The organism is Rossellomorea sp. SC111, from assembly GCF_024733565.1.
Lineage (GTDB): Bacteria > Bacillota > Bacilli > Bacillales > Bacillaceae_B > Rossellomorea.
The window spans coordinates 1-23,955 of the sequence record NZ_JANIOC010000015.1 but is presented as its reverse complement, the minus strand read 5'-3'; the positions used below and the strand labels follow the sequence as shown (position 1 = coordinate 23,955).

At 40.5% G+C, this 23,955-nt stretch carries 24 protein-coding genes, 1 tRNA gene, 1 pseudogene and 1 other annotated feature (1 of these 27 only partly in view); of the genes and pseudogenes, 3 read left to right on the top strand and 23 right to left on the bottom strand.

Features of this window, described 5'->3' with window-relative positions; translation table 11 throughout:
• Window positions 1-131 (bottom strand) — a binding site (T-box leader) (it extends 111 nt beyond the left edge of the window).
• Between the two features lie 66 nt (window positions 132-197).
• From NQ095_RS18005 to NQ095_RS17925, 17 genes are all read right to left on the bottom strand, one after another.
• The gene (locus NQ095_RS18005) at window positions 198-824 is read right to left on the bottom strand and encodes a metal-dependent hydrolase (protein ID WP_258264815.1); all 627 of its coding nucleotides are present in this window, start codon (window positions 822-824) and stop codon (window positions 198-200) included.
• A 94-nt stretch (window positions 825-918) separates the two neighbouring features.
• Window positions 919-1,545 carry an NUDIX hydrolase gene (locus NQ095_RS18000; protein WP_258264814.1) on the bottom strand — a complete coding sequence of 209 codons (627 nt, stop codon included), beginning with the start codon at window positions 1,543-1,545 and terminating at the stop codon, window positions 919-921.
• Window positions 1,546-1,569: 24 nt separating this feature from the next.
• Window positions 1,570-2,226, bottom strand: coding sequence for an HAD family hydrolase (locus NQ095_RS17995; protein ID WP_258264813.1), 657 nt, complete (start codon window positions 2,224-2,226; stop codon window positions 1,570-1,572).
• Window positions 2,227-2,446: 220 nt separating this feature from the next.
• Window positions 2,447-2,584: a hypothetical protein gene (locus tag NQ095_RS17990; RefSeq protein WP_258264812.1), complete on the bottom strand. Its 138-nt coding sequence runs from the start codon at window positions 2,582-2,584 to the stop codon at window positions 2,447-2,449.
• Window positions 2,585-2,741: 157 nt separating this feature from the next.
• Window positions 2,742-3,953, bottom strand: a complete 1,212-nt coding sequence (gene cls / locus NQ095_RS17985; protein ID WP_258264811.1) for a cardiolipin synthase — start codon at window positions 3,951-3,953, stop codon at window positions 2,742-2,744.
• Between the two features lie 291 nt (window positions 3,954-4,244).
• Entirely contained in the window at window positions 4,245-4,796 is a 552-nt protein-coding gene (locus tag NQ095_RS17980) for a VanZ family protein (protein WP_258264810.1), read from the bottom strand.
• Between the two features lie 94 nt (window positions 4,797-4,890).
• Window positions 4,891-6,900 carry a selenocysteine-specific translation elongation factor gene (gene selB, locus NQ095_RS17975; RefSeq protein ID WP_258264809.1) on the bottom strand — a complete coding sequence of 670 codons (2,010 nt, stop codon included), beginning with the start codon at window positions 6,898-6,900 and terminating at the stop codon, window positions 4,891-4,893.
• Window positions 6,901-6,980: 80 nt separating this feature from the next.
• A complete protein-coding gene (locus NQ095_RS17970) occupies window positions 6,981-7,514 on the bottom strand; it encodes a GNAT family N-acetyltransferase (RefSeq protein WP_258264808.1) in 534 nt (177 codons plus the stop codon).
• Window positions 7,515-7,626: 112 nt separating this feature from the next.
• Complete coding sequence (locus tag NQ095_RS17965; protein ID WP_258264807.1) at window positions 7,627-8,223, bottom strand: SCO family protein; 597 nt, start codon at window positions 8,221-8,223, stop codon at window positions 7,627-7,629.
• A gap of 162 nt (window positions 8,224-8,385) precedes the next feature.
• The gene (locus tag NQ095_RS17960) at window positions 8,386-8,682 is read right to left on the bottom strand and encodes a hypothetical protein (RefSeq protein WP_258264806.1); all 297 of its coding nucleotides are present in this window, start codon (window positions 8,680-8,682) and stop codon (window positions 8,386-8,388) included.
• Between the two features lie 110 nt (window positions 8,683-8,792).
• Window positions 8,793-9,953, bottom strand: coding sequence for a Ger(x)C family spore germination protein (locus NQ095_RS17955; RefSeq protein WP_258264805.1), 1,161 nt, complete (start codon window positions 9,951-9,953; stop codon window positions 8,793-8,795).
• Window positions 9,934-11,412 carry a spore germination protein gene (locus NQ095_RS17950; protein ID WP_258264804.1) on the bottom strand — a complete coding sequence of 493 codons (1,479 nt, stop codon included), beginning with the start codon at window positions 11,410-11,412 and terminating at the stop codon, window positions 9,934-9,936. The genes NQ095_RS17955 and NQ095_RS17950 overlap by 20 nt, the downstream gene beginning before the upstream one ends.
• Before the next feature lie 55 nt (window positions 11,413-11,467).
• Window positions 11,468-12,547, bottom strand: a complete 1,080-nt coding sequence (locus NQ095_RS17945; RefSeq protein WP_258264803.1) for a spore germination protein — start codon at window positions 12,545-12,547, stop codon at window positions 11,468-11,470.
• Between the two features lie 148 nt (window positions 12,548-12,695).
• On the bottom strand, window positions 12,696-15,830 hold the full coding sequence (locus tag NQ095_RS17940; RefSeq protein ID WP_258264802.1) for an AAA family ATPase: 3,135 nt from the start codon (window positions 15,828-15,830) through the stop codon (window positions 12,696-12,698).
• Window positions 15,827-16,972, bottom strand: a complete 1,146-nt coding sequence (locus NQ095_RS17935; protein ID WP_258264801.1) for an exonuclease SbcCD subunit D — start codon at window positions 16,970-16,972, stop codon at window positions 15,827-15,829. The genes NQ095_RS17940 and NQ095_RS17935 overlap by 4 nt, the downstream gene beginning before the upstream one ends.
• A 155-nt stretch (window positions 16,973-17,127) precedes the next feature.
• Window positions 17,128-17,265, bottom strand: coding sequence for a YvrJ family protein (locus NQ095_RS17930; protein ID WP_258264800.1), 138 nt, complete (start codon window positions 17,263-17,265; stop codon window positions 17,128-17,130).
• Between the two features lie 137 nt (window positions 17,266-17,402).
• Window positions 17,403-17,927 (bottom strand): hypothetical protein, encoded by a 525-nt coding sequence (locus tag NQ095_RS17925; RefSeq protein ID WP_258264799.1) that lies wholly within the window; start codon window positions 17,925-17,927, stop codon window positions 17,403-17,405.
• A gap of 294 nt (window positions 17,928-18,221) precedes the next feature.
• On the opposite strand from NQ095_RS17925, the gene NQ095_RS17920 reads away from it, so the two are divergent.
• A tRNA-Sec gene (locus tag NQ095_RS17920) sits at window positions 18,222-18,317 on the top strand.
• A 65-nt stretch (window positions 18,318-18,382) separates the two neighbouring features.
• Here NQ095_RS17920 and NQ095_RS17915 read toward each other — a convergent pair.
• Complete coding sequence (locus NQ095_RS17915; protein ID WP_258264798.1) at window positions 18,383-19,705, bottom strand: ATP-binding protein; 1,323 nt, start codon at window positions 19,703-19,705, stop codon at window positions 18,383-18,385.
• A gap of 197 nt (window positions 19,706-19,902) precedes the next feature.
• Here NQ095_RS17915 and NQ095_RS17910 point away from each other — a divergent pair, with 197 nt between their 5' ends.
• A complete protein-coding gene (locus tag NQ095_RS17910; RefSeq protein ID WP_034759880.1) occupies window positions 19,903-20,328 on the top strand; it encodes a DUF2621 domain-containing protein in 426 nt (141 codons plus the stop codon).
• A gap of 150 nt (window positions 20,329-20,478) precedes the next feature.
• On the opposite strand, the gene NQ095_RS17905 is transcribed toward NQ095_RS17910, so the two are convergent.
• From NQ095_RS17905 to NQ095_RS17890, 4 genes are all read right to left on the bottom strand, one after another.
• Entirely contained in the window at window positions 20,479-20,958 is a 480-nt protein-coding gene (locus NQ095_RS17905) for a M50 family metallopeptidase (protein WP_258264797.1), read from the bottom strand.
• Window positions 20,959-21,123: 165 nt separating this feature from the next.
• Window positions 21,124-21,603: a CcdC family protein gene (locus NQ095_RS17900; RefSeq protein ID WP_258264796.1), complete on the bottom strand. Its 480-nt coding sequence runs from the start codon at window positions 21,601-21,603 to the stop codon at window positions 21,124-21,126.
• Window positions 21,604-21,723: 120 nt separating this feature from the next.
• Window positions 21,724-22,083 (bottom strand): response regulator, encoded by a 360-nt coding sequence (locus NQ095_RS17895; protein ID WP_258264795.1) that lies wholly within the window; start codon window positions 22,081-22,083, stop codon window positions 21,724-21,726.
• A 126-nt stretch (window positions 22,084-22,209) separates the two neighbouring features.
• Window positions 22,210-22,917 (bottom strand): cytochrome c biogenesis CcdA family protein, encoded by a 708-nt coding sequence (locus NQ095_RS17890; RefSeq protein ID WP_258264794.1) that lies wholly within the window; start codon window positions 22,915-22,917, stop codon window positions 22,210-22,212.
• 266 nt (window positions 22,918-23,183) lie between these two features.
• On the opposite strand from NQ095_RS17890, the gene NQ095_RS17885 reads away from it, so the two are divergent.
• Entirely contained in the window at window positions 23,184-23,363 is a 180-nt protein-coding gene (locus NQ095_RS17885; RefSeq protein WP_061811297.1) for an aspartyl-phosphate phosphatase Spo0E family protein, read from the top strand.
• 156 nt (window positions 23,364-23,519) lie between these two features.
• On the opposite strand, the pseudogene NQ095_RS17880 reads toward NQ095_RS17885, so the two are convergent.
• A pseudogene (locus NQ095_RS17880) lies at window positions 23,520-23,706 on the bottom strand (ABC transporter ATP-binding protein); the annotation flags it as partial.
• Window positions 23,707-23,955 lie beyond the last annotated feature (249 nt).

The following is a 23,955-nucleotide window of genomic DNA, read 5'->3' as shown; positions in this document are numbered from 1 at the left end:
TCCGCCAAAACCTACTTCATTTCAGCCTGGATGCTCAAAAGCCCATTCAACGATTCCACATACTGATTCTCACCAGCCACCAGCTCTCTTAAATGTTTCAATCGTCTACTCTTCTTCTTCATCGCACTTAACCATTTATAGTGTTTCCATTATTTTAATGTATAGGAAAATAATGGTCAAGTAGGAATAAACACATTTTAAATTTCTTTAGACGAAAGGGGAAGGAAGAGCTTTATGCCTCTCTTATTAAAAGGAAGAACCTTCATATCCGCGATCAAATGACTCGCATATCCGATGAGACATGCTTCAAACACTCCATCAATCAAGATAGAGGACTCGAGATAACGAGCGATGATGGCATAATATATCACTCCCAGTATGGAGTGGGTATAACTGCGATGTGACACGAATGAAGCAATAAGTATATAAATGCCTAGCAGCCATAACCATATTTCATTCAATTGCCAACCACATGCCGTCACACCTATGCCAGTAATCATCAGCATCCTTCTCTGGGTAATGAAGCTTGTGAGAACCATCATCCCTGCCCCATAGCCAATCCCAAGCCACCGTTCTTTCCCACTGCCTTCAAGGTAGCTGTACACCATCATGAGAAAGCCGATGATTTGCGCCACCGACCTGATCATTTTGGGGGAGAAAGTAACTTTGTTACTAAGCTTCCCGTCAATATCCAAATCCGGCATGAGTCCTGATACCCCGCCAATTGCTACAAGTGCGGCTGTCGCACCCGGGCCGGATCCAAATGAGTTCGCCACGATAAAACCTGTTGCTGCTCCAATTGCCATGTGCGCTGTGCCGTTCAATGTTTCTCCTACTCTCTTTCACAGTATGTATGTACCAAATATTCATGATAGCCTTAATTATCCATTCTGGCTATGGGAAAGAGGCATTACTTTCTTACATTTTCCGTTCTATTCGAACAATGATTTCTAATAGGTAGGACCTTGCATGGGGGACAAAATGATGATAACCCACCTTATGAATGAAATGGTTCTTAACCCCTTCTTGGGTGACAACAAATCCTTCCAATTCGATTTCGGCTTTATCTTGTTGAATCAACGATTTGAAATCAGCCAGGGTAGAACGGAAGATCCCTGCTACTTCCTCCGGCTGAAGCTGAAATTCATCGTATGAGACCGGCTTCGTATAAAGGAACACATTTGTATGCTCCCTGTCTATCATTTCTGCTTGAATGAGTTCCCCTTTTACAATTCCCAGATCCTCCAGTTCCTCAAACAGGACGTTGATTCCCAGCTCTTCATGGACTTCCCTCACCCCGTCTTCCATCTTTTCATCCGACAAGATATGTCCGGCGGCAGTAACGTCCAAAAGTCCAGGAAAATCCTTCTTATTGTCACTTCTTAATTGAAAATAGATGAAACTTTCCTTCAAATCGGCATTATAACCTGCAAACCAGCAGTGAAAGGTCTCGTGCCAATACCCTTTCGCGTGGATCTCCGAACGGCTCCTAACCCCTATCCTTTCTCCTGATTCATTCAAAACGGCCAGTTTTTCCTGCTCCACCTGATCACTCCTGTTCTTATTTCTTCATTTCACTTTCTCCAAGTAGTCTCTGATTTCTATCAGATCACCGACCACTATATCGGCATCTTGCAATTCATTTTCCTGTGAAAAATCAAACGCACATCCGATGGAAAGGAACTCATTCTCCTTGGCTCCTTTGAAGTCCGATCCTCTGTCTCCTATCACAATTCCGTGACTGAGATAATGATCCTCCTTCACTTTCCTTATTAACTCACCCTTTTCCTCAGAGTCAATTTCTTCAATACTATAGCAGGATAAGATCCATCGATCCAACGCGTAATACTCCACGATTGTCTGCAGATAACGGGGATAGCCGTTACTTGCCACAAAAATCGGAAATCCCCTTTTGCACAAATAGGCTAAGAGGTCCTCTGTATGGGGATAGAGGGCACCCATTCCACCCAAGATATTTTGAATCAATTTATCCTGAAATACTTCATTCACTCTTTCATGTATGTGAAAGGGATGTAGAGGCAATAGAGTCTTCCACACTTTCGAAAGAGGGACTCCCATTATTTCTCTATATGTTTCAAGAGGCGTATCCCCTTCCCACATTTCTTCGTCCCTAAGTAATTGGAAGGTATCATGAAGTGAAGCCTCAAGTATACGGTTTGTTTGAAATAATGTACCATCCATATCAAAAATCATTGCTGCTTTCATCTTGATTCTCCTTTATTTCCATACGCACAGTCAGTATCCATGATGATTTGATCTTTCCTCGAGCTTTAATAAAGTCATATCTAATCATACCAAATTCACGCCCGCTTAGAAGCAAACAATCTATAAAGAAGATTAAATGGGTTCTCAAATCCAGGGTCATAAAAAAAGACACGTGAGACCTTCCTCTTGTGTCTTTTGCTTTTACAGTATTCTCCGTTTTCTAAGAAGCGTTCGGAAGGTAGATAAGGACCGCCAACATCATTCCTATCACAGAGAAGATGACAATGGTGACTGCTATCGACCTGTGATTCTTTGAAACATGTTTCTTCTTTGACACATTAAAAAACGTAAATGCCATTAACGAAAGAACAAACAAAGCTATAAACAAGAGCTCGCTCATGGACAATCCCTTTCTTTAATAAGGTGTTTACATCTAAACTATATGAAAACACTTTACCATAATTTCTTATTCAACAAAAATTTTTACATCCGTACACGTTGAATCGAAGACGCGACTAAAAGTAATAATAAACCCACCGCGGTGTCTTTTGTAACGCTTTTTCCCAGAACGGGAGGTCATCAAAAGCTGTCCTGGTCAGCTTTTCACTATCCTTCATATCCTTTTCGATAAGGGATTCCAAGTGTCTCGCCACTTTTTCATCCCGAATGATGCAGTTGCTCTCGTCATTTAAGTAAAAGCTGCGCGGATCCCAATTGGCTGTTCCCACGTCGGCCCATGCATGATCAACTACCATTACCTTCCCATGAAAAAATCCCTTCTGATAAAGATATAGATTCACCCCCTCTTCTAAGAGGCTCTTTTCTATCCGGTAGCTGACAGGTTTGGTGAACCAAGCATCCGTATTATCGGGTAGAAGGATATTCACCTCGACCCCTCTCGTCACTGCTTCTTTCAATGCAGAGATAAGCTTATTATTTGGGATAAAGTATGGGGTCGTGATGGTCACACTCTTTTCTGCTTCATTAATCCAATCAATGGTTCTTTCAAGGAGAGGATTTCCGGTGGAGAAGATGAAATGAATATCCCCTCCAGTGCGAGTTGACGTGTATGGAGGAAGATCACTCTTTATCTTCTCACCACCGTCCTCCGTCCAATCTCTTTTGAACTGTTTATACACTTCCTTTCCCGCATCGCCTGCCAACCGAATATGATAATCCCTCCAGTAGCCAAGCTTTGGATCTTTTCCCAGATACTCATCACCCATGTTGAATCCTCCAATATAGGCAATGTTGTCATCTATGGAAATAAGTCTGCGATGGTTACGGTGGTGAAGGGAATAGAAAGCATTCTTGAAAATAATGGGTCTACTTTTGACAATCTTTACTCCTGCCTTTTCCATTTTCTTGATGGTCTTCTTATGGATGTCCGATCCAATAAAGTCTACAGATAAACGAACATCCACACCCTGTTGAGCTTTTTTCATCAGTAAATCAAAGAACTCATGAGAAACATCGTCATCCCGAATAATAAAAAAGTGTATCCACACATAATGTTCAGCTGTCTCAATGTCATGAAAAAGGTTTTCATAAAAGTTTTTTCCGGTATTAAAAATGTCAATGGAAGCATTGCTTGAAAGGGTTTCTGTCATCGGGTGGGTTCTCGTATAGTTTTTCACCCCTTGTCTTACATCCCATTGCATGATGAGGATCAATACCACGGATAACCCGGTGATGACCATGATTGTTATTATTGCTTTTTTTAACAAGAGAATCCCCCCTTTCATAGTATTGTTAGCTTTTGTTTAAGGGGAAGGACTATACATCCACTGTCAAAGTTTATCGAAGAACAAGCTAAATGAGAAGCAATAAAAAGGCTGGGAAAAATGTATTTAGTTAAAAGAAAATCCGAACGATATTCGAGATTCATTTTTTGAAAATCGAATTCGTTCGGATTTATCAGTTTACGAAAATATTGTTACTTTAAATGGAGTGAGTGATGGTTGATTTCCGCTGCGATTGTTCGTCTTTTGAAATGGAATTAGTTATATTCCAGCCACTTACTTGATTTTCTTATTGATTTTCAACAATGTATAGATATAGCGAGCGGTGACGAATAAAATACCACCCATGAACGATCCCATTGTATTCATCATCCAATCATCAATATCCGTTGCTCTTCCCAAAGCCAAGTAGTATTGAGCAAACTCAATTCCAAATGAAAAGATCCCTCCAAGAAATGTGACCATCAATATCAATTGTTTCGAATGTCTCATCCACCATGCGAGAAAAAAGGTGAAAGGAATAAACAATATTATATTGGCAAGGAGATTACGGATCGGCACATCCAAATGATTACGATACAATAAATTTAACTTCAAATTGGAGAAAGGATCGAAATTCACAGAACCCTCTGAAACGTTTTCCAGGGGAGTCAAGGTAATCAAACAGATGCCGCCAATTGAAATACACGTAAATAATACAGGAAGTAAGTTCAGCCACCTGCCCTTCCCCCTTTTTTTCTTCCAAAAGGAGATCGCAAAGATAAGGGTAACCGTCACAATGATCATAATCGGAAGAACCCAGCCAAATGCGCTCCATAATTCTTTCATAATTTCCTATCCTACTTTCTACTATGCCACAGAATGAATAGCAGCAATTTGTACTTTATTTATTTTGATCAAGCGAAATATACTTCCTTCCTATTCAATCTTTATCAATATTGCCAATCCATTTTCGTTTACCTTCTATGCGAAGCGTCAACCCTTCTTTATCCAGCTTTTCTAAAAAAGGAATCATATATTTTCTGGATAATCCCAGCACTTCTTTCGCTTCACCTACCTGAAATGTAGCATCTGTATGCTTCCTCAAGCGAATGATTGCGTCGTTAAAAACACCAATGGAATAAGCTTTCTTTTCGTCGAGAGGTACTATTTTCTTTTCCTGTACGAAAAACCGAGTGAAGTCAGAATGCCACTTCTCCGGTATTCCCACCTTCTTAAAATACTCCTCCATGTCCCTTACCTGTGTACCGTCCATTTCCAGTAAATCGAGAAGCTCAATGCACCGTTTCTCCCATGCAGTTGGCAGATGGGGGGTGAAGTCACCTAACCGCACGTGGCCATTTCCATGGACCCAATCCCCTTGCTCCAACACATAATCTATCAGACTTCCAGGATATTCATTCAAGTGCTGCTTTAATTCTCCACGATTGGCTCCCTTCAATAAAGGGGAATTCTCATGAAACGTAAAGAGGAAATGTTTTATTGCATTTCGACATTCTTTCAAGATCTTACAATGGGATATAGTCAAATCAGAAAGTTGAATCCATTCCTCATCCTCAAGTAATACATTCAAATTTCCCACTGAAAGGGATCCTTCCTTTTTCAAACTTTCCCTATCAAGGGATTTATATCGCTCAAGTACTTTTAGTGCCCGTTCACCTGGAGTTCCTTCAATCAGGGATCTGAGGTAGCCAATCGTTTCTTCTCCAAACCGGTAATTGCCCCCGTTTGGCTGAATGATCCAACCTCCACCGATGGTTTCAACCGGTGAGGGTCTCCTGACAATAAAACGATCCCCCCGTTTAACCATTAGGGATTCATCAAGGTGAATCTGGCATAGGATCGTGTCTGTGCCTGCTTCCACTTTATTTCGGTCAAAGAGCACAAGCTTCCCCATGACCTCAGACGTTCCTGTATGAATCATGACCCGCATTCTCTGCTTAATATCATGTCGGACAGTATGTAGCACATGTAGGCAAACGTCAATTGTCTTCGTCACTAAATGGTGAGGGGACGAGACAAGTACATTTCCCCGTTTAAGGGATTTATAGTCCACTCCGGGGAGATTGACAGCAGCCCGTTGACCGGCAAATCCCTTTTCTGCCTTACGGTGGTGAACCTGAATTTGTTTCGCTTTCGTATGTATCCCAAGTGGGAGAATGAACAGATCCTGACCCGTTTCCAGACTTCCTTCATAAATCGTCCCTCTCACCACCGTTCCCTGCCCCTTTACAGTAAAGACCTGATCAACAGGTAATCGAAATTCCCCGGAAGTATTCCTTGAGGGAAGACTTTTTAAGGAGGAAATGATGGTTTCTTTAAGAGTCGTCACTCCTTCGCCTGTTAAACCATCTGCCGTTAGAACAAGAGAGCCTTCAAATACGGTGTCCTTCAATTCTTCAATGACTTCTTGCCGGGCGATCTCTATTAAATCTTCTTCGACTTTAGAAATTTTCGTCAAGACGACAAGGCATTGACTTATTCCAAGAACTGAAAGAATATCAAGATGCTCTTTTGTTTGCGGCATTACTCCTTCATCTGCGGCGACTGTCAAGACAACAAGATCGATTCCCGCTATACCTGCGATCATTTGACGAATGAAGCGCTCATGACCCGGCACATCCACTACAGAAATCTCAACCGTATCATCCTCATACAAAGGAGCAAATCCGGGTTCAATTGAGATATTCCGCTCCTTTTCTTCTTTAAGGCGATCGGTGTCAACCGACGTCAGAGCCTTTGTGAGAGTGGTTTTCCCATGATCGATATGTCCGGCCATCCCAATCGTGTAATGGTCCTTTCTCATCCTCTCACCGCTTTCTATCTTTTCGTCTTGAATCGGAAAAGCAGTACTCCTGCCATGATGGCAAAACAGACTGCAAACAGAACTCCTTTCCATACTTCCCCATCTAAAAAGGACTTCACTACCCATATGGAAATGAATAATGTAATCAATATATCAAATATCAGCATTGCCTTAGAATTTCGAATATGCCCTCACCTGCTATCCTATCATTTTGCTGTAGATTCCTTTACATTATCATATTCCCGCTTAACAGTACCACCCGGACGAAATCTCGCCATGCAATGTTCGCCCGCAAAACGGCCATTCTGGACAATGGTGCCATGTTTAAATCCCTCATCCTGAAATCCCAATTTCTCATATAATGCTTTTGCTTTGGTGTTAACGTCTATGACAGTCAACTCAATACGCTCTATCATCAACCAGTTATCCGCTAAATCAATCGCATTTTGAATAAGGCTGGTGCCGATTCCCCTGCCATGATATTGCTCATCTATAAATATGAATAAACTTCCCGTGTGAGCACGCCTGCCTAGACCTTGACTTAATCCACAAAGCCCCACTACGATTCCATCCACTTCTGCTATAAAATCATGCTGATTGGAGGAAGGGTTCTTCAATCTCGATTCAAATTTTTCTACCCTTAAGCTCGGTAAAGAGATGATATTGGGTAAAACCGTTTTTTGGCGCATGATTTCTACTATTCTTCCAGCATCTTTTATTTCTATCGGACGAATTTTCATTGTTTCAGTCCCCCAGTCCTTTTCATCATTATAATCGTAAGCATCCTAATATTGGAATGGGAAATCACAAAAAAAAAGAGAATCACGCATCCTGTGATTCTCGTAGAAGGATTTATTCAGATCCTTCCTTGATTAATGTTTCCATATCCTGAACGATTTCATCATATGGAACGTCACTATTGCCACTGTACGTTTTAACGACGGTTCCCTCCTGGTTGACCAGGTAGAAACTGGTCCCATGAATCATCTGATCGGAATTGGGGTCGTCTGCTACGATTGAACGGAAGGAATGTTCCGCAAGGTTCTTCACTTCGTCGAATTCATAACCGGTCAAAAGCTCCCATTTACTTGTGTCTGCTTCGAAGTTAGATATGTACTCTTTTAATGCGTCTGGTGTATCTGTTTCCGGATCCACACTGAAGGAAACGATTTTATAATCCTTTACCCCTTCTTCTTTTAACTTCTTTTGCAGCTTTGTCAAGTTGAAGGTCATTGGCGGGCAAACTGTTTCGCAGCTGGTAAAGATGAAATCGGCGATCCAGACCTTCCCCTTTAAATCTTTTAGGCTGACTTGTTTATTATTCTGATTCGTATAGGAAAATTCTTTCACTTCATAATCCGTTTCTGCTTGAAAGTCACTATTGCTGCAACCTGCAAGGAGTACCCCGATGATGGCCATCACCACAATGAATGTTTTGGTTTTTGACATCTTTATCTCCTCCGACTTTATCTGTCTCTCCCATCTATGTTAGTAAAAAGAGGATGAAAAAACAATTCCTGCAGAAAGGATTCATTGTCTATTTTGTGAAACCTCTATTCCTTGGCATATTTCCTGAAGGATGTAAAAATCACATTCCGACCTCAATAGCATTCAATCTTCCCGCTCCTTCAGCTTCTTCTTTGAAAAGAGATAATGCAGGGTGAACCCATGAACGACCATAATCGTTAGGAAGGCAAGGAAATAATAGAATACCCCCATCACCCCTTTCGAAATATCCTCGGTTATAAGCCACCATACAGAAGCAAAGACAAGAAAAACAAATTGCAGGGCGACTCCTTCTAAAAATGGTTTCTTATAAGAATTGAAATCCAATAATCTCTTCCAGCTCCAACCGATCGCAATAACTGCAGATACTACTAATAACATGATATAAATGCTTATTTGCACAGTGATTGTTCCTCCATTCCCCTTAGACCTACCTTCATGTTATGCAATTCAAGTGGAAAAAGAAAGAGAAAAAGGAAATTCATTTGGTGATTCCTCTTTCTCTTTTGCTATTATCTCGTTTCTTTAATATATCGATAGGCATTGAAATGTTTAATATCGACTGTCACCTTTACTTGTTTTAGTGAAGTGTCTGTAAGGTAAAACCTGTCACCACTATTATCCAGCTCGTTAAATTTTTCTGGATGGGAGCGATACCATCGTTCACCGACATCAAGTAGATCCATTTTTTTCTCAATTCCCTTTGTATAAACCTTTGCTATTTTTTCTTCTAACGATTTTTGAAGCTTACCATGTAGTTCTTGGAAGGGGATATCCTTAATCTTTTCTAACAATTCTGCTTCCACGCTTACTTCCAATGAGAATGTCGGGAAATTCGCGTGATCATTATTATATTTCACTTTAGGTTCATCTGATGTTAATTTAAATGTTGACAGGATCTCGCCATCTTCATAAAGGGCATAATCAAGAGAATTTTTCTTATTTTGAAGCCAATCCACAGTCATGGAATCATTTGCCGGAATATCACCTTTTAACGTTTTATCTTGAAAGACGCTATATCCATCCAGATAAAGAGAAGCGACTTCCCCATCCGCCTGCCATGATTGACGGTCGATTTTGACATTTGGAATCAATGCGGTTCCCATCGGTTCATAATATTCCCTTAAGAAATGCATCATGCTCGTTGAATCGATGTCATTTTGGATTCCCTCTGATTTTTCTTCGGTCAGAAGAACCGTGTAAACAGGCGGGTAGTCAAATAATCCCTTCGCACTAAAAATATCTCCTACACTCTCGTCCGTAACAAAAAGTTCAAGGCTTGGTCGCAGGGAACGGTTCCTGCCAACATCCTCCAAGACTTCTTTGAACTTATACTTCAATAGGTTCTTGGACAAGACAAGCGTTTTCGTATGACCAAAAAACAAGGGTGGTCTCGATACTTTATATAGGTTACTGACTGCCATGTTCAAGGTCTTTCCTTTTGCAGAACCTACAAACGGTGGAATCGGATCAGTTGACCTGCTTCCTTCCTGCTTCGCAACATTTGCAAAATTCAATCCTTGAACATAGGCCGTATATTCGTCTTTCCCTTCATCGTAATCTAGTCCAATCGCGACAATGTATGTTAAGTCCTGGATATTTTTTGACCCTGTACAGCCTGATAATATAAAAATCGAGAGAATGACCATGAATTTACTCATCTTGCTGTTCATATGGTCCCATACCTTTCCTCGTCTGGTCTTCTGGATTAGTAGAAGACGTCCTCTGTTGATAGAATTGGATCGGCAGCCTCAAAAAGGATCGTATAGCTTCCTTCCAGCCAATAGGCGCAACCGTTCCTAAATACGGAGCACCGAAAGATGAGATGGTGGATAAGTAAATGACCGTCAGGATAAAGATCATGACCACACCAAACAACCCGAAAAATGTACTTACCAGTAACACAATGAACCTCAGTACCGTGGTACCATATTTCAGGGATTGATTGACGAGAGTAAAGGACGAAATATATGTAATGGCGCCAATGACCAGCATGGTGGGAGAGGTCAGCCCCGCCCGTATGGCAGCATCCCCTACAATCAAACCGCCCAAGACCGAAACGGTTTGTCCAATCGCCCTCGGAAGCCGTACACCCGCTTCATTGAAAAACTCGAACAAAAACAACACGATAAACATTTCCACCGGTGCTGACAGAGGGAGTCCGAATCGAGACATCGAGATGGTTGCCACTAGTAGATAAGGGATTTGTTCAATGTTATAGGCGGAGAAAGCCACCCATAAACCAGGTAAGAATGCAGAAATTAATATTCCCACCATCCTTATGATTCTTTCAAGGGACACATACATATAATTGATGCTTGAGTCTTCCGGCGACTTAATCTGCAACAATAAGTTGACCGGTGCTAAAGATATTGTCGGAAAACCGTCTACAATCAGAGCAAACCTGCCCTGATTTAACGAGTCTACAATGAAATCGGGTCTGCCTGTGTAGTCGAAACTTGTGAATATCGAATAAGGATTATCATCAATAAGGGATTCAAGATGTTGATTCCCTGTCAACACGTCGATGTCTAACTTATCAATCCTGCTGTATAATTCATTCAGCACACTCTTATCGATGACATCATCCAGATACAAAACCGCAATTTCAGTGTGAGACCTTGTTCCAATTTTATATTTTTCCACACAAAGGGAAGGAGTGAACAATCTCCTTCTAATTAAAGAAATATTGGTATTCAAGTCTTCAACGAATCCGTCTTTAGGTCCGCGGATCGATGTTTCCAAAGATGATTCTTCCGGCAATCTTTTCGGTAAATTCCCGGCGTGGATGGATAAGACCTTTTCTTCAACAAAGAAAAGGACAAACCCTGAAAATAGTGCCGAAGCCAATTCTTCAATGGATTTCTGCGTGATTTCCTCTGCCTGAAATAAACTCATGAGTTGTTCTGCAAAGGTTTCATGTGGAGCTTCTTTAACCTTTGGAAAAATAAATTGATCTAAATAATGGCGATCCACTAGACTATCAAAATAAACGATGGTCGTTTCCGTTCCATTAAAGAAATGGACCTTTATCAATAGATCCTGACTGTGTGAGAATAATTCTCTCAATTCTTCCAGGGGGGCTCCAATGGATTCCTTACTAGTTGTCTTTTCTTTAGAGGCTTTCTTCATTGAGAACATCCTTTACTTAACTCGCTCTGTTTTTATTCGTGGTGAATCCACCATTTTATTTTACTAACCGTAAAATGATGGCTGAAACGATGATTTGTACCATGAAGAGGATGACCGTCAGTGGAAAAAATATATTAAACAAAAATATATAAAAATCATATGTATCAATTTTGAACAGGGCCAGTCCAAAAAAGACGATGAAAATCGGTAACAATACCTTTAAAGAGATCCGATGTTGATTCTTCTTTTTAATGAGTAGTGCCCCCAATAGGAACATAAACAGACTGATCCTAATTAGTGCCCCACTCAGCCACTGATAAAGGGCAAAGAAATCCAGATGAGTGATGAACTCTCCTATGGAGAGAATCCTCCATTGCTCATACGCAGGGTATCTCAAGTTCGCCGATTCCACTGGACCGAATTCCATGATGGATGCTGTGAGTGGACCGAACATCAACCCCAGAAAGATTAAGCCAAGTACGATTAAATGATGAAACTTTATTTTCCCTTCACTATATGGCTGTATCAAGACAATCAAATAAAGTTCGAGCAGTCCGCTCAATACATAAATCATTCCTTTTATAACCGGCTCATATCCATTGCTCATAATTGGAAACAATAAGCTTGGATCCTTTAAATTCGTATTCGTAATCGCAATGAAAAACCCGAAGATCATGACAAGGGGTAACAATATCCCGCTAGCGATCGCCATGTGTTTAATCCCGGCCCATGTGATCAGGAAACAGATGATGAAAATACCTCCCCAGACAATGAAAGAAGGTACATCAGCAAGGAAATAAGCACTTAGCCATAGTATTAAATCAATAAAGGTTATGTATGCACTTGAAAGTAAAAATAATCCGATGGGTAGAGAAAATAATAAGACCGCCCATCTCGGCCATTTCTGTTGAAGCAAATGAAAGAAGCCTTCCTTAGGGGAATGCTTGATGATGTAAAAGATTAAAAACGTCATGAGGAGGAATATGGGATAGGCAGCAAGGATACTGATCCACCCATCCCGGCCCGCTGCCTGAAAGATACTCGGTATCAACATGACATGATTCAATAAGCCTGTTGAGAGGATTAACAACAACAGTAACTGTCTAGGGATTAAGATTTTGCGGATACTTTTCATTTGAACTCTCCACTTGATTAGTCGTTTTACCTCTATTTATGTCCCAGTTATCGTGTTTAAAAACATCGTAGAAGGATCGACCGCTCAAATTTCATATAAAAAAGGTCAAGGGTGAAGATCCTTGACCTTTTTTAGGAGTGGCATTGTCTTAAACTAAAAATTGGAATTCCGTCCTGCTTCCACTTTGTGATGAAATGACTTCCAGTCGTGCATCAATTCTCTCTTTCAGCTCAGGTACATGTGATATCAACCCTACTAAACGCCCGCTGCTTTGGATATCCATCAATGCTTCGATTGCCTGATCAAGCGATTCTGGATCGAGTGTCCCGAACCCTTCATCAATGAACATCGTCTCTAATGATACCCCGCCTGCATATTGCTGTACCACATCAGCAAGTCCAAGGGCTAATGCCAAGGATGCCTTGAAGCTTTCCCCTCCGGATAATGTTTTGACATGTCTTTCCTGCCCTGTATATTGATCAAAGACCAGGAGTTCTAAACCACTTTGTACATTTCCCTTGCTTCGGTCCGTTTTTCGAATCAACTGATACCGGCCTGAAGTCATTTTGATTAATCTCTCATTCGCCACTTGAAGGATGTCTTCGAGGAATGATGCCAGAACATATCGTTCAAATGTGATCCGGTTCGCGTTCTGCCCCCTTGCAACTTCTGCTAAATGTCCGACCGTTTGATATCTTGATTCTAAATCCCTGATCCCCTCATTTATGGCTGTCACCCTGGTGAGGATAAGTTCATTTTCCTTTCTATTCGTCATGACCCTATTCAGATGATCATTTACCATTTTTAATTCTTCTGTAACCTTGATGATGTCTTCTTCGATCTTTTGCAGGTCCGGCCGCATTTTATCTTTTAAGATTTGATCAATATCTGTCAGACGATCAGTAACTGAACGAAGATCCTCCCCGAACTTCTTCACTTTTTCTTGAAGAACCGAGACCTCCGCTTCCGACTTTTTCGCTTTCAGAAAGGCATTATAATGGGAGAAACCCTGTTCTTTAAGTAGGGATAGGAAAGCATCTCTTTCAGCTTTCATCTCCACATTCACATTCTCTATATGGTTCTCTTTATCTCTGACTTGAGACTCCTTTACACTGTTTTGGTTCATCAGATCATAATACTGCTTTTGAGCCTGTTCAAAAGACGCCTTTAAATCTTGCAGTCTTTGTTTCTCTTTCTGCAACACTTGTTCAAATTGAGTTTTTGTCCTGAGTTCACGGGGAATGGATTCCATTACCTTTTCCAGCGTTGTATTCTTAGTGTGAAAAAGAGTATTGAGTTCTTGGAGCATGTCTTGATTCTTCCCTCTTGCCCCTTCAAGTTCTTCTAGCTTTTCTCTTCCCTTTCTAATTTCTTCTCCCATGACTCTTACCTGCTCCACTTCTTTCCTCTTCGAATCGATGTCCGACTTCAACGATTCGATTTCTTTCATTAGCAACGAACGTGTCTCCCCGATTTCAACCTGATTGAAGTCAGGTTTCTTTTCAATTATTTTCTTTCTGATATTCTCGATTTGCTCTTGAATGCTTTGGATTTTTGTTTCCTCCTGGGCAATGACGAGGCTTAATTTCTTCTCTTCCGTTTCCAATTCCTGTTGCTTAGCTTTAGCCATCTTAATATCTTCCCCGGAAGGGATGGAATCTGCCTCTAAGGCAGGGTTTGGATGATGTTCTGATCCGCAGACCGGACATGGAGCATCATCTGATAATCCTTTCGCGAGCAATGACGCCTGAGCAGAACTCCACTTCCCCTCCAAAAATGCCAGCGTTTCGGACGCATCCTGAAGACGATCCTCAAGTTGACCATATTGAGTCTTTAATTGATCACGCTCCGATTTGACACGATGAAGATTTTGTTCCAATTGAATCATTTCATTTATCTGCTCCAGCAAAAATTGTTTCTCTTGTACGTTTTTTTCAAATTGAAACAAAGTTTCCTGACCATCTTCTCCTGCCTTCACACGTACTTCCCGTTCTTTTATTCCTTTTTGTAATAATGAGACCTGCTCGTTCTGTTTTGTTACAATATCCTGCTGTTTTTCGTACCTTTTTTTCACTTCATCCGTTTCTTTCATCAACGTATGTAACGAATCTATATCTTTTTCCATATTTTCAAGTTGAGTGACTCTTTTGGAGGCTTGCTCCCTGAGATGTTCATTTTTTGTTTCTTCTTCAAAAATCTTTGTTGCTGTCATTAGCTTTTCAGAGATTGTTTGTTTTTCTTGTGATAGTTTTGCTAATTGATTTTTCAATTCACTGAGATTCCGATTAAGTTTGTGGCAATATTCATCTTGTTGAACCAAATGGGAGGCTCTCCTGGCCAATACAATTTCGTGATCGATCGATTCGATTTCAGGCTTTAAGGCTAAAAGGGATTCTTTCTGAATTCTAAGCTTTTCCTGAAGATCGTATTGATCAACCAGACTTTTAGCCTCTGCGAGATCCTTTTGATAGGCATCCCGCTTTTCCTGAACGTCCTCATACTGTTGTCTGAGATTCTTCTCCTTCTTTTCCATTTCTTCAATCTGAGGGGATAGAAGGTGCAGAATGCGATGATCATTCAAGGGATTCTCCAATAAAAGAGATTGAAGTTCTTCATTTTCTTCAAAATGGATTCTTACTAATTCCCTTGTTCGTTCTTCTATGGAAGATTCCACAGACCTTTTCAACTCGTCAGCTTCGGATTTCAGTTTTTCCTGAATTGTCTTGTAAAGTTCTGTATGAAACAGGCGCTGCAATATGAGTTCTTTATCTTTACTGTCTGATGTAAGGAGTTTCCGAAACTCGCCCTGGGGAATCATAAGGATCTGTCTGAATTGATTGGCATCAAGTTGTATCAACTCTTTGATTTTCTCATCCACTTCTCTCACATTTGCCGCAAGAAGCTGTTCTTTCCCATCTTCATCGTATACATATAATTCAGATCGCGCATTGATGGTAGTAAATCCCTCACCCCTTGCTTTCTTTTTTTCCTGCTGGGGTGAACGCCAAATACGATACGTCCTCCCACGTAAACTGAATAGAAGATCTACTTCAGTACTATCATCATTATTGGCAAATTGGCTTCTTAATTCTGTCGGATTTCGGTCTTCTCCGCTGGCCTTCCCGTAGATCGCGTAGGAAATCCCATCGAAAATCGTGGTCTTTCCCGCCCCTGTTTTACCGGAAATCACGAACATGGTGCGGTTATCCAGCTCTCGGAAATCAATGGTTTCTCTGCCGGCATATGGTCCAAACGCCTGCATTACTAATTTAAGTGGTTTCAAGCAGGATCAACCTCCCTTCTTGCTATATCAATCACATTCCGTACCACATTTTCCTTTTCACCAGTGAATTCACCCGTCGTCATGTCTTTGTAAAATTCTTTAAACAAGTCCAGTTCTGATCGTTTTTTATCCTCCAATACTTGGAATGAAGTTTTCTTTTTGGCATCAGTCAAATCTCTCTTTCGCTCAAGATGAAGGACGTTTGGATAGACTTGTCTCAGTTGATTGATCGGATCGATTAACGTTCCTTCATCATGAAGTGTAATTTTCAAATAGTCATTCACCTTTTGCGACTGATAAAAAGCCGGATCGAGCAACTCATCCATATGCCCCTGCAGTTCCCTCATATCCTGTTTAGGCTGAAGTATCTTTTCCCTCAATTCAAAGGTCCCATCTTCCCCCATTTCTACAATGGTGACAGATTTCCTCTGGGCAGCTTCTGAAAAGGAGTATTTCATCAGGGAACCCGAATACCTGATTGTGTCATGCTTAATGGCATCGGGGCTGTGAAGGTGACCGAGGGCAGTGTAATGGAATGGTCTGAATACGTCTGCCCCCACACAACCCGATCCCCCTACTGAAAGTGTCCGCTCCGAATCCGTCGTTTTCCCTCCCAGTACAAATGCATGCCCAACAAACACATGGGGTTCATCCGGGTTCATTTGTGCTTCGATTCTCTTAACGATGGCTTCCATTGCTGCATGATGACTATTGATCGAGTCATCATCAAGTAATTGTCTCACTGTACCAGGCTCAGCGTAGGGAACGCAGTGGAAGTTCACCCCTTTTATATGGATGGGTGTAAAATCTGCCGAGACCTTCCCTTTTAAATAAAATCGACTATGTTTGTACCATGAAGATCCAAATGAGAGCCTCTCTGCACTATCATGGTTGCCTGAAACGGCTACAATCGGTGTATCGAGCTCTACATTTATCCGGAATAATACTTCATCTAATAGCTCAACTGCTTCTGTAGGTGGCACAGATCGATCATAGAGATCGCCGGCAATGACGACTGCATCGGGTTCTTCCTCTTTCACAAGTTCTATGAATTCCTCCAATATGTATCTTTGTTCTTCTGTCATATATATGCCATGCACCAACTTACCCAGGTGCCAATCAGCGGTATGAATGAATTTCACTACTGTTTTCTCCTCTCCGGACATTCTTGTTTTCTAACTGAATTATATCAAATTCACAAGGTTTCCGTGTAAGGAAAACATTGAAAGGACATCAGGCGCTTCTCTATTGTAAAACTATATAAAAAGTAGGACCACATAGAGCGGTCCCATTTCCATTATTCTTTGAGTTGCTGAGGCAGTGTTTGAATCGAAGTGATGACAGCATCAAGCTTTGTCTCGATTCGATAAAGAAGATACATCGTGACCACAATCGGAAACCCTACTTCAGAAACTAATGAAATAAACGACTCCATCCTTTCCCTCCTCTCATCCTATATATAGGTAGTTGGAGAGAAAATGGATACATGGACAGAAAAAAAGCGAATCCCGGATAATACGGACTCGCTTTCCCCAACTATATGTGGTCGTAATAGACCTTTATACTTTAGAATTAACCGTTTAAATCGCTGATCAAGCTTGAACTTACCAGGCCAGCTTCATCAAGGATTTCTTTGATTTGATTTTCTGCATCGTTCAATTTTTCATCAGCTGCCGTGAAGTCTGCTTCGCCTTCTTTAGCCAGTTCATCAGCTTTCATGGTATACGATTCTGCCAGTGTAGATTGGAAAGATTCAACTGCATCCTTTTGGTCCCCAAGACCCTCAGGGATCTTCATTCCTTCTACTGCTTCTGCAGATGATTTCGCTGATGCTTGAGCAGATTCTTTCATTGCTGCCAATTCGTCTCCAGTAGGAGGCTCTTCACCTGCCATTGCTGCTTCATAACCATTTAAATCAATATCAACACCATTAACGGTCGTTGTTAAATTCAAGTAATAATCCATTAATTCCCCAGCGGTATCCGTGTTCTCTTCAGCACTTGACGCCTCATCCTTTTTCTCTTTGTCAGAACCAGAGTCAGAACATCCTGCGAGTGCCAATGATAAACCAAGACCTAATACCCATATTTTTTTCATACTTGTTTCCCCTCTCTGTCTATATCTATATGTTCAAGTACAATAAGCAGCTCCCATAGGAAACGCTTACTTCGTCTATAAAAAGCCGGCAAAAAGTATCTTATCATGGAGATAAACCAATGGTAAAGAAATATTTGCAGATTTCTACAAAGTTTAAATCTTGTAAATATTTCAAATAAACAGCTTTCAATATCCTGAGGACTGGTATATAACCAGGACATTTGTATGACTCCACTTTTAAAACAATTGAACAAGTTTTCGTCCCGTGGTATAACTTATATATCCTTATCTTACGGGGCTGATTGTTGAGCTGGTGCTTGCCTTAGTCTTCAAAACTTTCGGGAGGCGCGTGTCGTCTCCGCTGGGTTCGATTCCCAGGCAGTCCCGCCATTTTGAAGAACTCATCCCTAACCATACAAAAGAACCCTTACATTATCCATAAGGGTTCTTTTTCTCTATTTCTGCAGCGCTTCCCGTTTCTTTCTCTCTGACGCCTGTACGCCGTCAAACATTATATGAAAGGTTGTACCTTCTCCCTGTTCACTTTGTACCCGGATATCTGCACCATGATCTCGAAGGATCCTTAAGCATATAGTAAGGCCGAGACCTGTTCCTTTTGTTTTTGTCGTAAAGAAAGGCTCTCCCAGTTTATCCAGGGCTTCCTTCTTCATTCCTACACCTTCATCCTTAAACATCAATTGCACTTTATTATGAGAATTGAAATCTGCATGAATGGTAATCGTCCCGCCATGAGGCATCGCCTCTATCGCATTTTTTAATAAATTGATAAAAACCTGCTTTAATTGGTTTTCATCACCGCGTATAAACAGCTCTCTCTCATTAAACTCCGTTTGAATCTCGATATTATATAAGATGGCATTTGTATTCAGTAATTTAGAAACATGATCAAGTGTTTCGATGATATTAATTCGTTTATACGTAACAGATTGGGGTTTCGCAAGAATCAACAACTCGCTCAGTACAAGTTCGATCCGCTTGATTTCAGAAAAGACAATTCCTAAGTATTCCTTCGTTTTTTCATCGGCGTCATCTCTTAACAGCTGCAGAAATCCATTTATTGATGTCAATGGATTACGGACCTCATGAGCAATCCCAGCAGCTAATTGACCGGCAACAGAAAGTTTTTGAGATTCAATAGCCAGTGTTTCATTCATTTCCATCAATTCTTCTTCGTTATGTACTCTCTCAGTAATATCTGAAATGGTTCCCACTGTACCCAGCAGCTCACCATTTCCATTATAGTTGAGCTTAATGTTAACCTCTCCCCAACGAAATTGACCGTCCCTTTTTTGATAGGATAAATCCATCCTGGTTTTCTCCCTCTGTAATCCGATGCTTTGCCTTACCAGGCGAAGGATTTCATGACGTTCATGGAGGGAAATGAAATGGAGGGCATTCTTATGCAGGCTTTCTTTGACCGTATATCCCGTAAATTCTTCCCAGGATTGATTGAGGAACTGGAATTCTCCCTTGGCATTTGTGTGAAAAACCACTTCATCAATACTTTGAAGGACGTGCTGCATTTCTTCATTAAGCACCTTTACCCTTTCCTCACTCGTTCTAAGAGCTGCCAACGTCTTATGGCTGATATCGTAACTTTTTCCCATATAATAACTGATAAAAAGGATCAATAGAGTGAATACCATATCCACCTTTAAATCCACCGGATAATGGAGAACAAAGTAATAAATAAAATCCCACGTAATGACTAATAAAAGTCCAGTAAATAACGATACGATCCTGCCAGTATATTTCATCCTGCTAGCCTCCTATTAGCACAAGCTTAAAAACAATCGAAATAGAAAGAATTTTCACGATATTTGTTATTTATTAGTATATCATTTCTAATTAAGAACAGTATAGAGATCTTTTATAAAATCGATGATATTCTTGTCACGGGCAAAGTCCTTGTCTATAATTGAGTAGGATATGCTTTTAAACTGAGGTGAAAAATATGCTTGAAGGTTGGTTCTTATATTTCATCCTTTTTTGGGTCGTTTTTTTGGTGGCTTCATTTGCAATCGGTGGATTCTTCATGTTCCGGAAATTTTTAAAGAGATTCCCAAAGGAAGATGGCAAATCTGATTTGGATTGGGAAGAGCATTATGTGAACGAAACCATCCATTTATGGGGTGAAGACGAAAAGAAGATGCTGAATGAGCTGGTTACCCCGGTTCCAGAATTATTCAGGGACGTTGCAAAACAGAAAATCGCCGGAAAAATTGGTGAATTAGCTTTAAAAGAAAGAGCTGCAGCCATAACGAAAGAATTAGTCATCAGAGGATATATTTTGGCAACTCCAAAGCGGGATCATAAATTTCTAAGAAAAAAACTCGACGAAATGCAGATAGAAGTTACACCCTACGAACATTTATTCTAATAAAACAGGCAGGGAATAGAATGGGCTCGATACTTGTCATTCCAATTGTATTATATTTAATCTTCATTGTTGGGGCTGCTATATTGTACGTAAAATGGAAGAATGCAAAAAAAGGTAAACGTTAATCGTTTACCTTTTTTATATGGGCAATTAATCAATGGGATCCTCTGCTTTGCCAAATCGAATGACATCAAGAATAGCTTGGCCATCACTCGGCTTTCCGTCTCCATTCCTGTAAGGAAACAACGAGAAAAAGATAAAGTAAACCGAGAAATACACAAATTGGTAGAAAAAGATGTGAACAGGAATCACACCTTCATAAATGAGATAGTTAATGAATAAAATCGCCGCAAGGTTGAATAAACTTCCTGATAAATAGATAAGCACATGCACCCAAACCTTGTTGTACTTCAAATCCCGATATTGACACCATCCTTCCATGAAGTACATTCTCTTCACTTCTAAAGGGCCAATATTTATCAGGTGTTTGCCGGTTCCAATGGCAAATTTAATCTTGGCTCCAAATATGCGCGCAATCAAGATATGACCCAATTCGTGTAGAATGGTGACCAATGGCAATGTAAAAAAGAAGGCCAGGAAAAAAGTCCAAATATCTGCTAATGTAAACAATCGTAATCCCACCAATATCATTTGTTATTAATTCATCTTCTCCCTCTTTGCCCTAAAACATTTACTCTTATGCATATTCCTCTCTTTTGTCACAAAACCGTCATCTTTCAGTAAGATGGACAAAATAAAAAAGCAGGAGTTACCTCCCTGCTTTTTAAAGGTGTATTAAATTGAATTCGTCGTTAAATCCTGATTTTCCTGGTGCAGCTTTCTATATTGAAAATACATGGTTATCCTCCATGGCACGATCATGCCAAAAGCAAGTAACCAGAACATCCCGCTCAGTTCTCCGTAATCAATTGAAGTACTAAGGATCGACTTTGCTACAATTCGAATTAACAGAAGGCCGATCAAAATGAAGGCAAACGCTTTCGAACGCTTTAAATAAATATCATTTTCTCGAATTTCAAACTTGGATGTTTTGATTAACAACAGAGAAAATACCATCCCGACAGTAACGGCCTCAAGAAACTCACTCACATTGACCCGAAAGACAGGAAATAAGAACATCAACGCACCCGTACTCATAAAGAGAGGTGGTAAAATAATCTTCTTACCGCTTACCGGCCTTTTCTGAGCCTTCATCCTGATAAATATCACCATAAATCCCATGCAAATCGCTACAATGGATGAAGCAATCATCATAAAGCATCATCATCCTTTTATAATCTACTTTCATACCTTCCCTTATTATAGCCCAAATGCAGGAAAAACGAAAACAGAAAAAAGAGAGAATGAATGGAAGATTCAATCTCTCTCGGTTTATCACCCTAACACTCTTTTGATGGCTTCTTCTACTCGCACTTCATCAAAGGGTTTAACAATGAAGTCCTTCGCCCCCGCTTCAATTGCTTCCACTACCACTTTTTGTTGTCCCATTGCAGAACACATGATAATCTTGGCTTGAGGGAATTCGATAAGGATTCTCTTAACCGCCTCGATTCCATTCATATCCGGCATGGTGATATCCATCGTTACCAGGTCAGGGTGAAGCTCACGATACTTCTCCACGGCAATATGGCCATTCTCAGCTTCACCAACGACTACATGCCCGCTGGATGAAAGCATGTTTCCAAGAGTCAATCTCATAAATTTCGCATCATCCACTACAAGTATCGTTGCCACAGATGTTTCCTCCTCGTACACACTATCGATGTCAATTGAGTCTATTTACCTAATTCACCCAATTAAACTATACCATAAATCGTAATATATATTCAATTTATTCTGTTAATTATCACCTGATTGTTATTAAAATCCTTTAAAGCCTCCAAACACAGTCGTAAAGTAAGCAAGTATGACAGTCATCCAGTCAAAGAACAGCATGATCCCAACTGCAATCATGACGTATCCCCCTACTTTTACAATTCTTCCACTGTTCTTTCTGATCCACTGCATTCGTCCAATAAAGAATGACAGAATGAAGAAAGGGATGGCAAAGCCTAATACGTATGCTGTCATGTACATGACACCTGAACCCGGATTAGTTGCGGCAAGCGCGAGAACTGAAGCAAGGATCGGACCGGTACAGGGTGTCCATCCTGCTGCGAATGCCATTCCGATCAAGATCGAACCGATAAAGCCCGCCGGCCTATTCTTGAATTCAAATCTTCGATCCTTCATCAAGGATTCCGGGGTGAACACACCAATGACGACCAGGCCAAAGATGACGATAAAAATAGCCCCAAGCTGTCGAATAAGATCTTTATAATTTAAAAAGAAGTTTCCTATAAAAGAAGCCCCGAAACCAATCGCGATAAAAATAGCTGAGAAACCAACCAAGAAGAATAATGTATGCAGCAGACTTCTTCTCTGCAACATGGCATTATCCGTTTTCAATTCACTGACACTCATCCCGGTTATGTATGAAAGAAAGGCGGGATACAAAGGTAAGCAGCATGGGGATATGAAGCTTAAGAACCCTGCCCCGAATGCTAAAAAAAGATTAATATCAGACATTTCCACATCTCCTACATTTCAGTATATATGTCTATTCTATCAAACAATGCTTCAAACTATGAGGAATGTTTATGTGAAAGATTTGTGACCATCTTATTACAATCACCTTTTACTCTTTCATTTGTATTAAAGTCTCTTTTCTTTTTTTTAAATCCATTAATTTTACTTTGAAAAAATGTGCTATTTTCGTTATACTAATGAAAAGTTACAGTTATTACTAGTTTTGTATTCCACTTGTCAGGACATACAAAAGAAAGGAAACAGCCGTGTCTAAAAAAGAGCTTCTAGAACGAATTGAAAAAAAGCGTGCTCAATTAATTGATATTGTTGCTGAAAATGGACTGACGTCACCTCAAGCTATTCAATTTAGTCAGGAACTTGATCGTCTGTTAAATAGCTACAACTCTCAATACATAAAAAAATGTTACACACCACAAATGAGCTGAAGTAAACATTCCATACCAATAAATGATACTAATATAATGCTAAATATGAACAGGGAGACCCGAATCAGGGTCTCCCTGTTGCATGAGCATCCCTTTTCAGCTTTCTGATGTGGCATTCTCCATATCATCGACCAAACCATTCTGCAGAAGATACATTTAATGAAAAATCCCTTTCTGATGAAGTGAATCCTGGTGGCTGCCACGCTAACTACTTCCCCGTGCTGCAAAACCAGGATGAGATTCGTATCCGGTATGGTTGATAGTCTGTGAGCAATGGCGAGGGTCGTTCTGCCTTTCCTCATTTCCCTCAAGGCATTTGGATCTGTTCTTCCGTTTCTGTATTGGCAAGGTTATTTCCCCTTTTTCGATCGTTGCGTTCTTTTCGTTAACAGTAGTCTCGTTGGGGCTTGCTCTAATCCCCCCATATCCTGGAAATCTTTTTGTGCTTTTAAAAACGACTATATAAAAAGAGCCTCTCTAATTTTGAACTGCGCCCCTAATAATGGACAGTTTATAAAAAAGGACCTATGCTGCTAGTAAATGACCCCGGTATTGCGCTGGGGTCATTTTTTTCAAGCCCCATTGATAACGA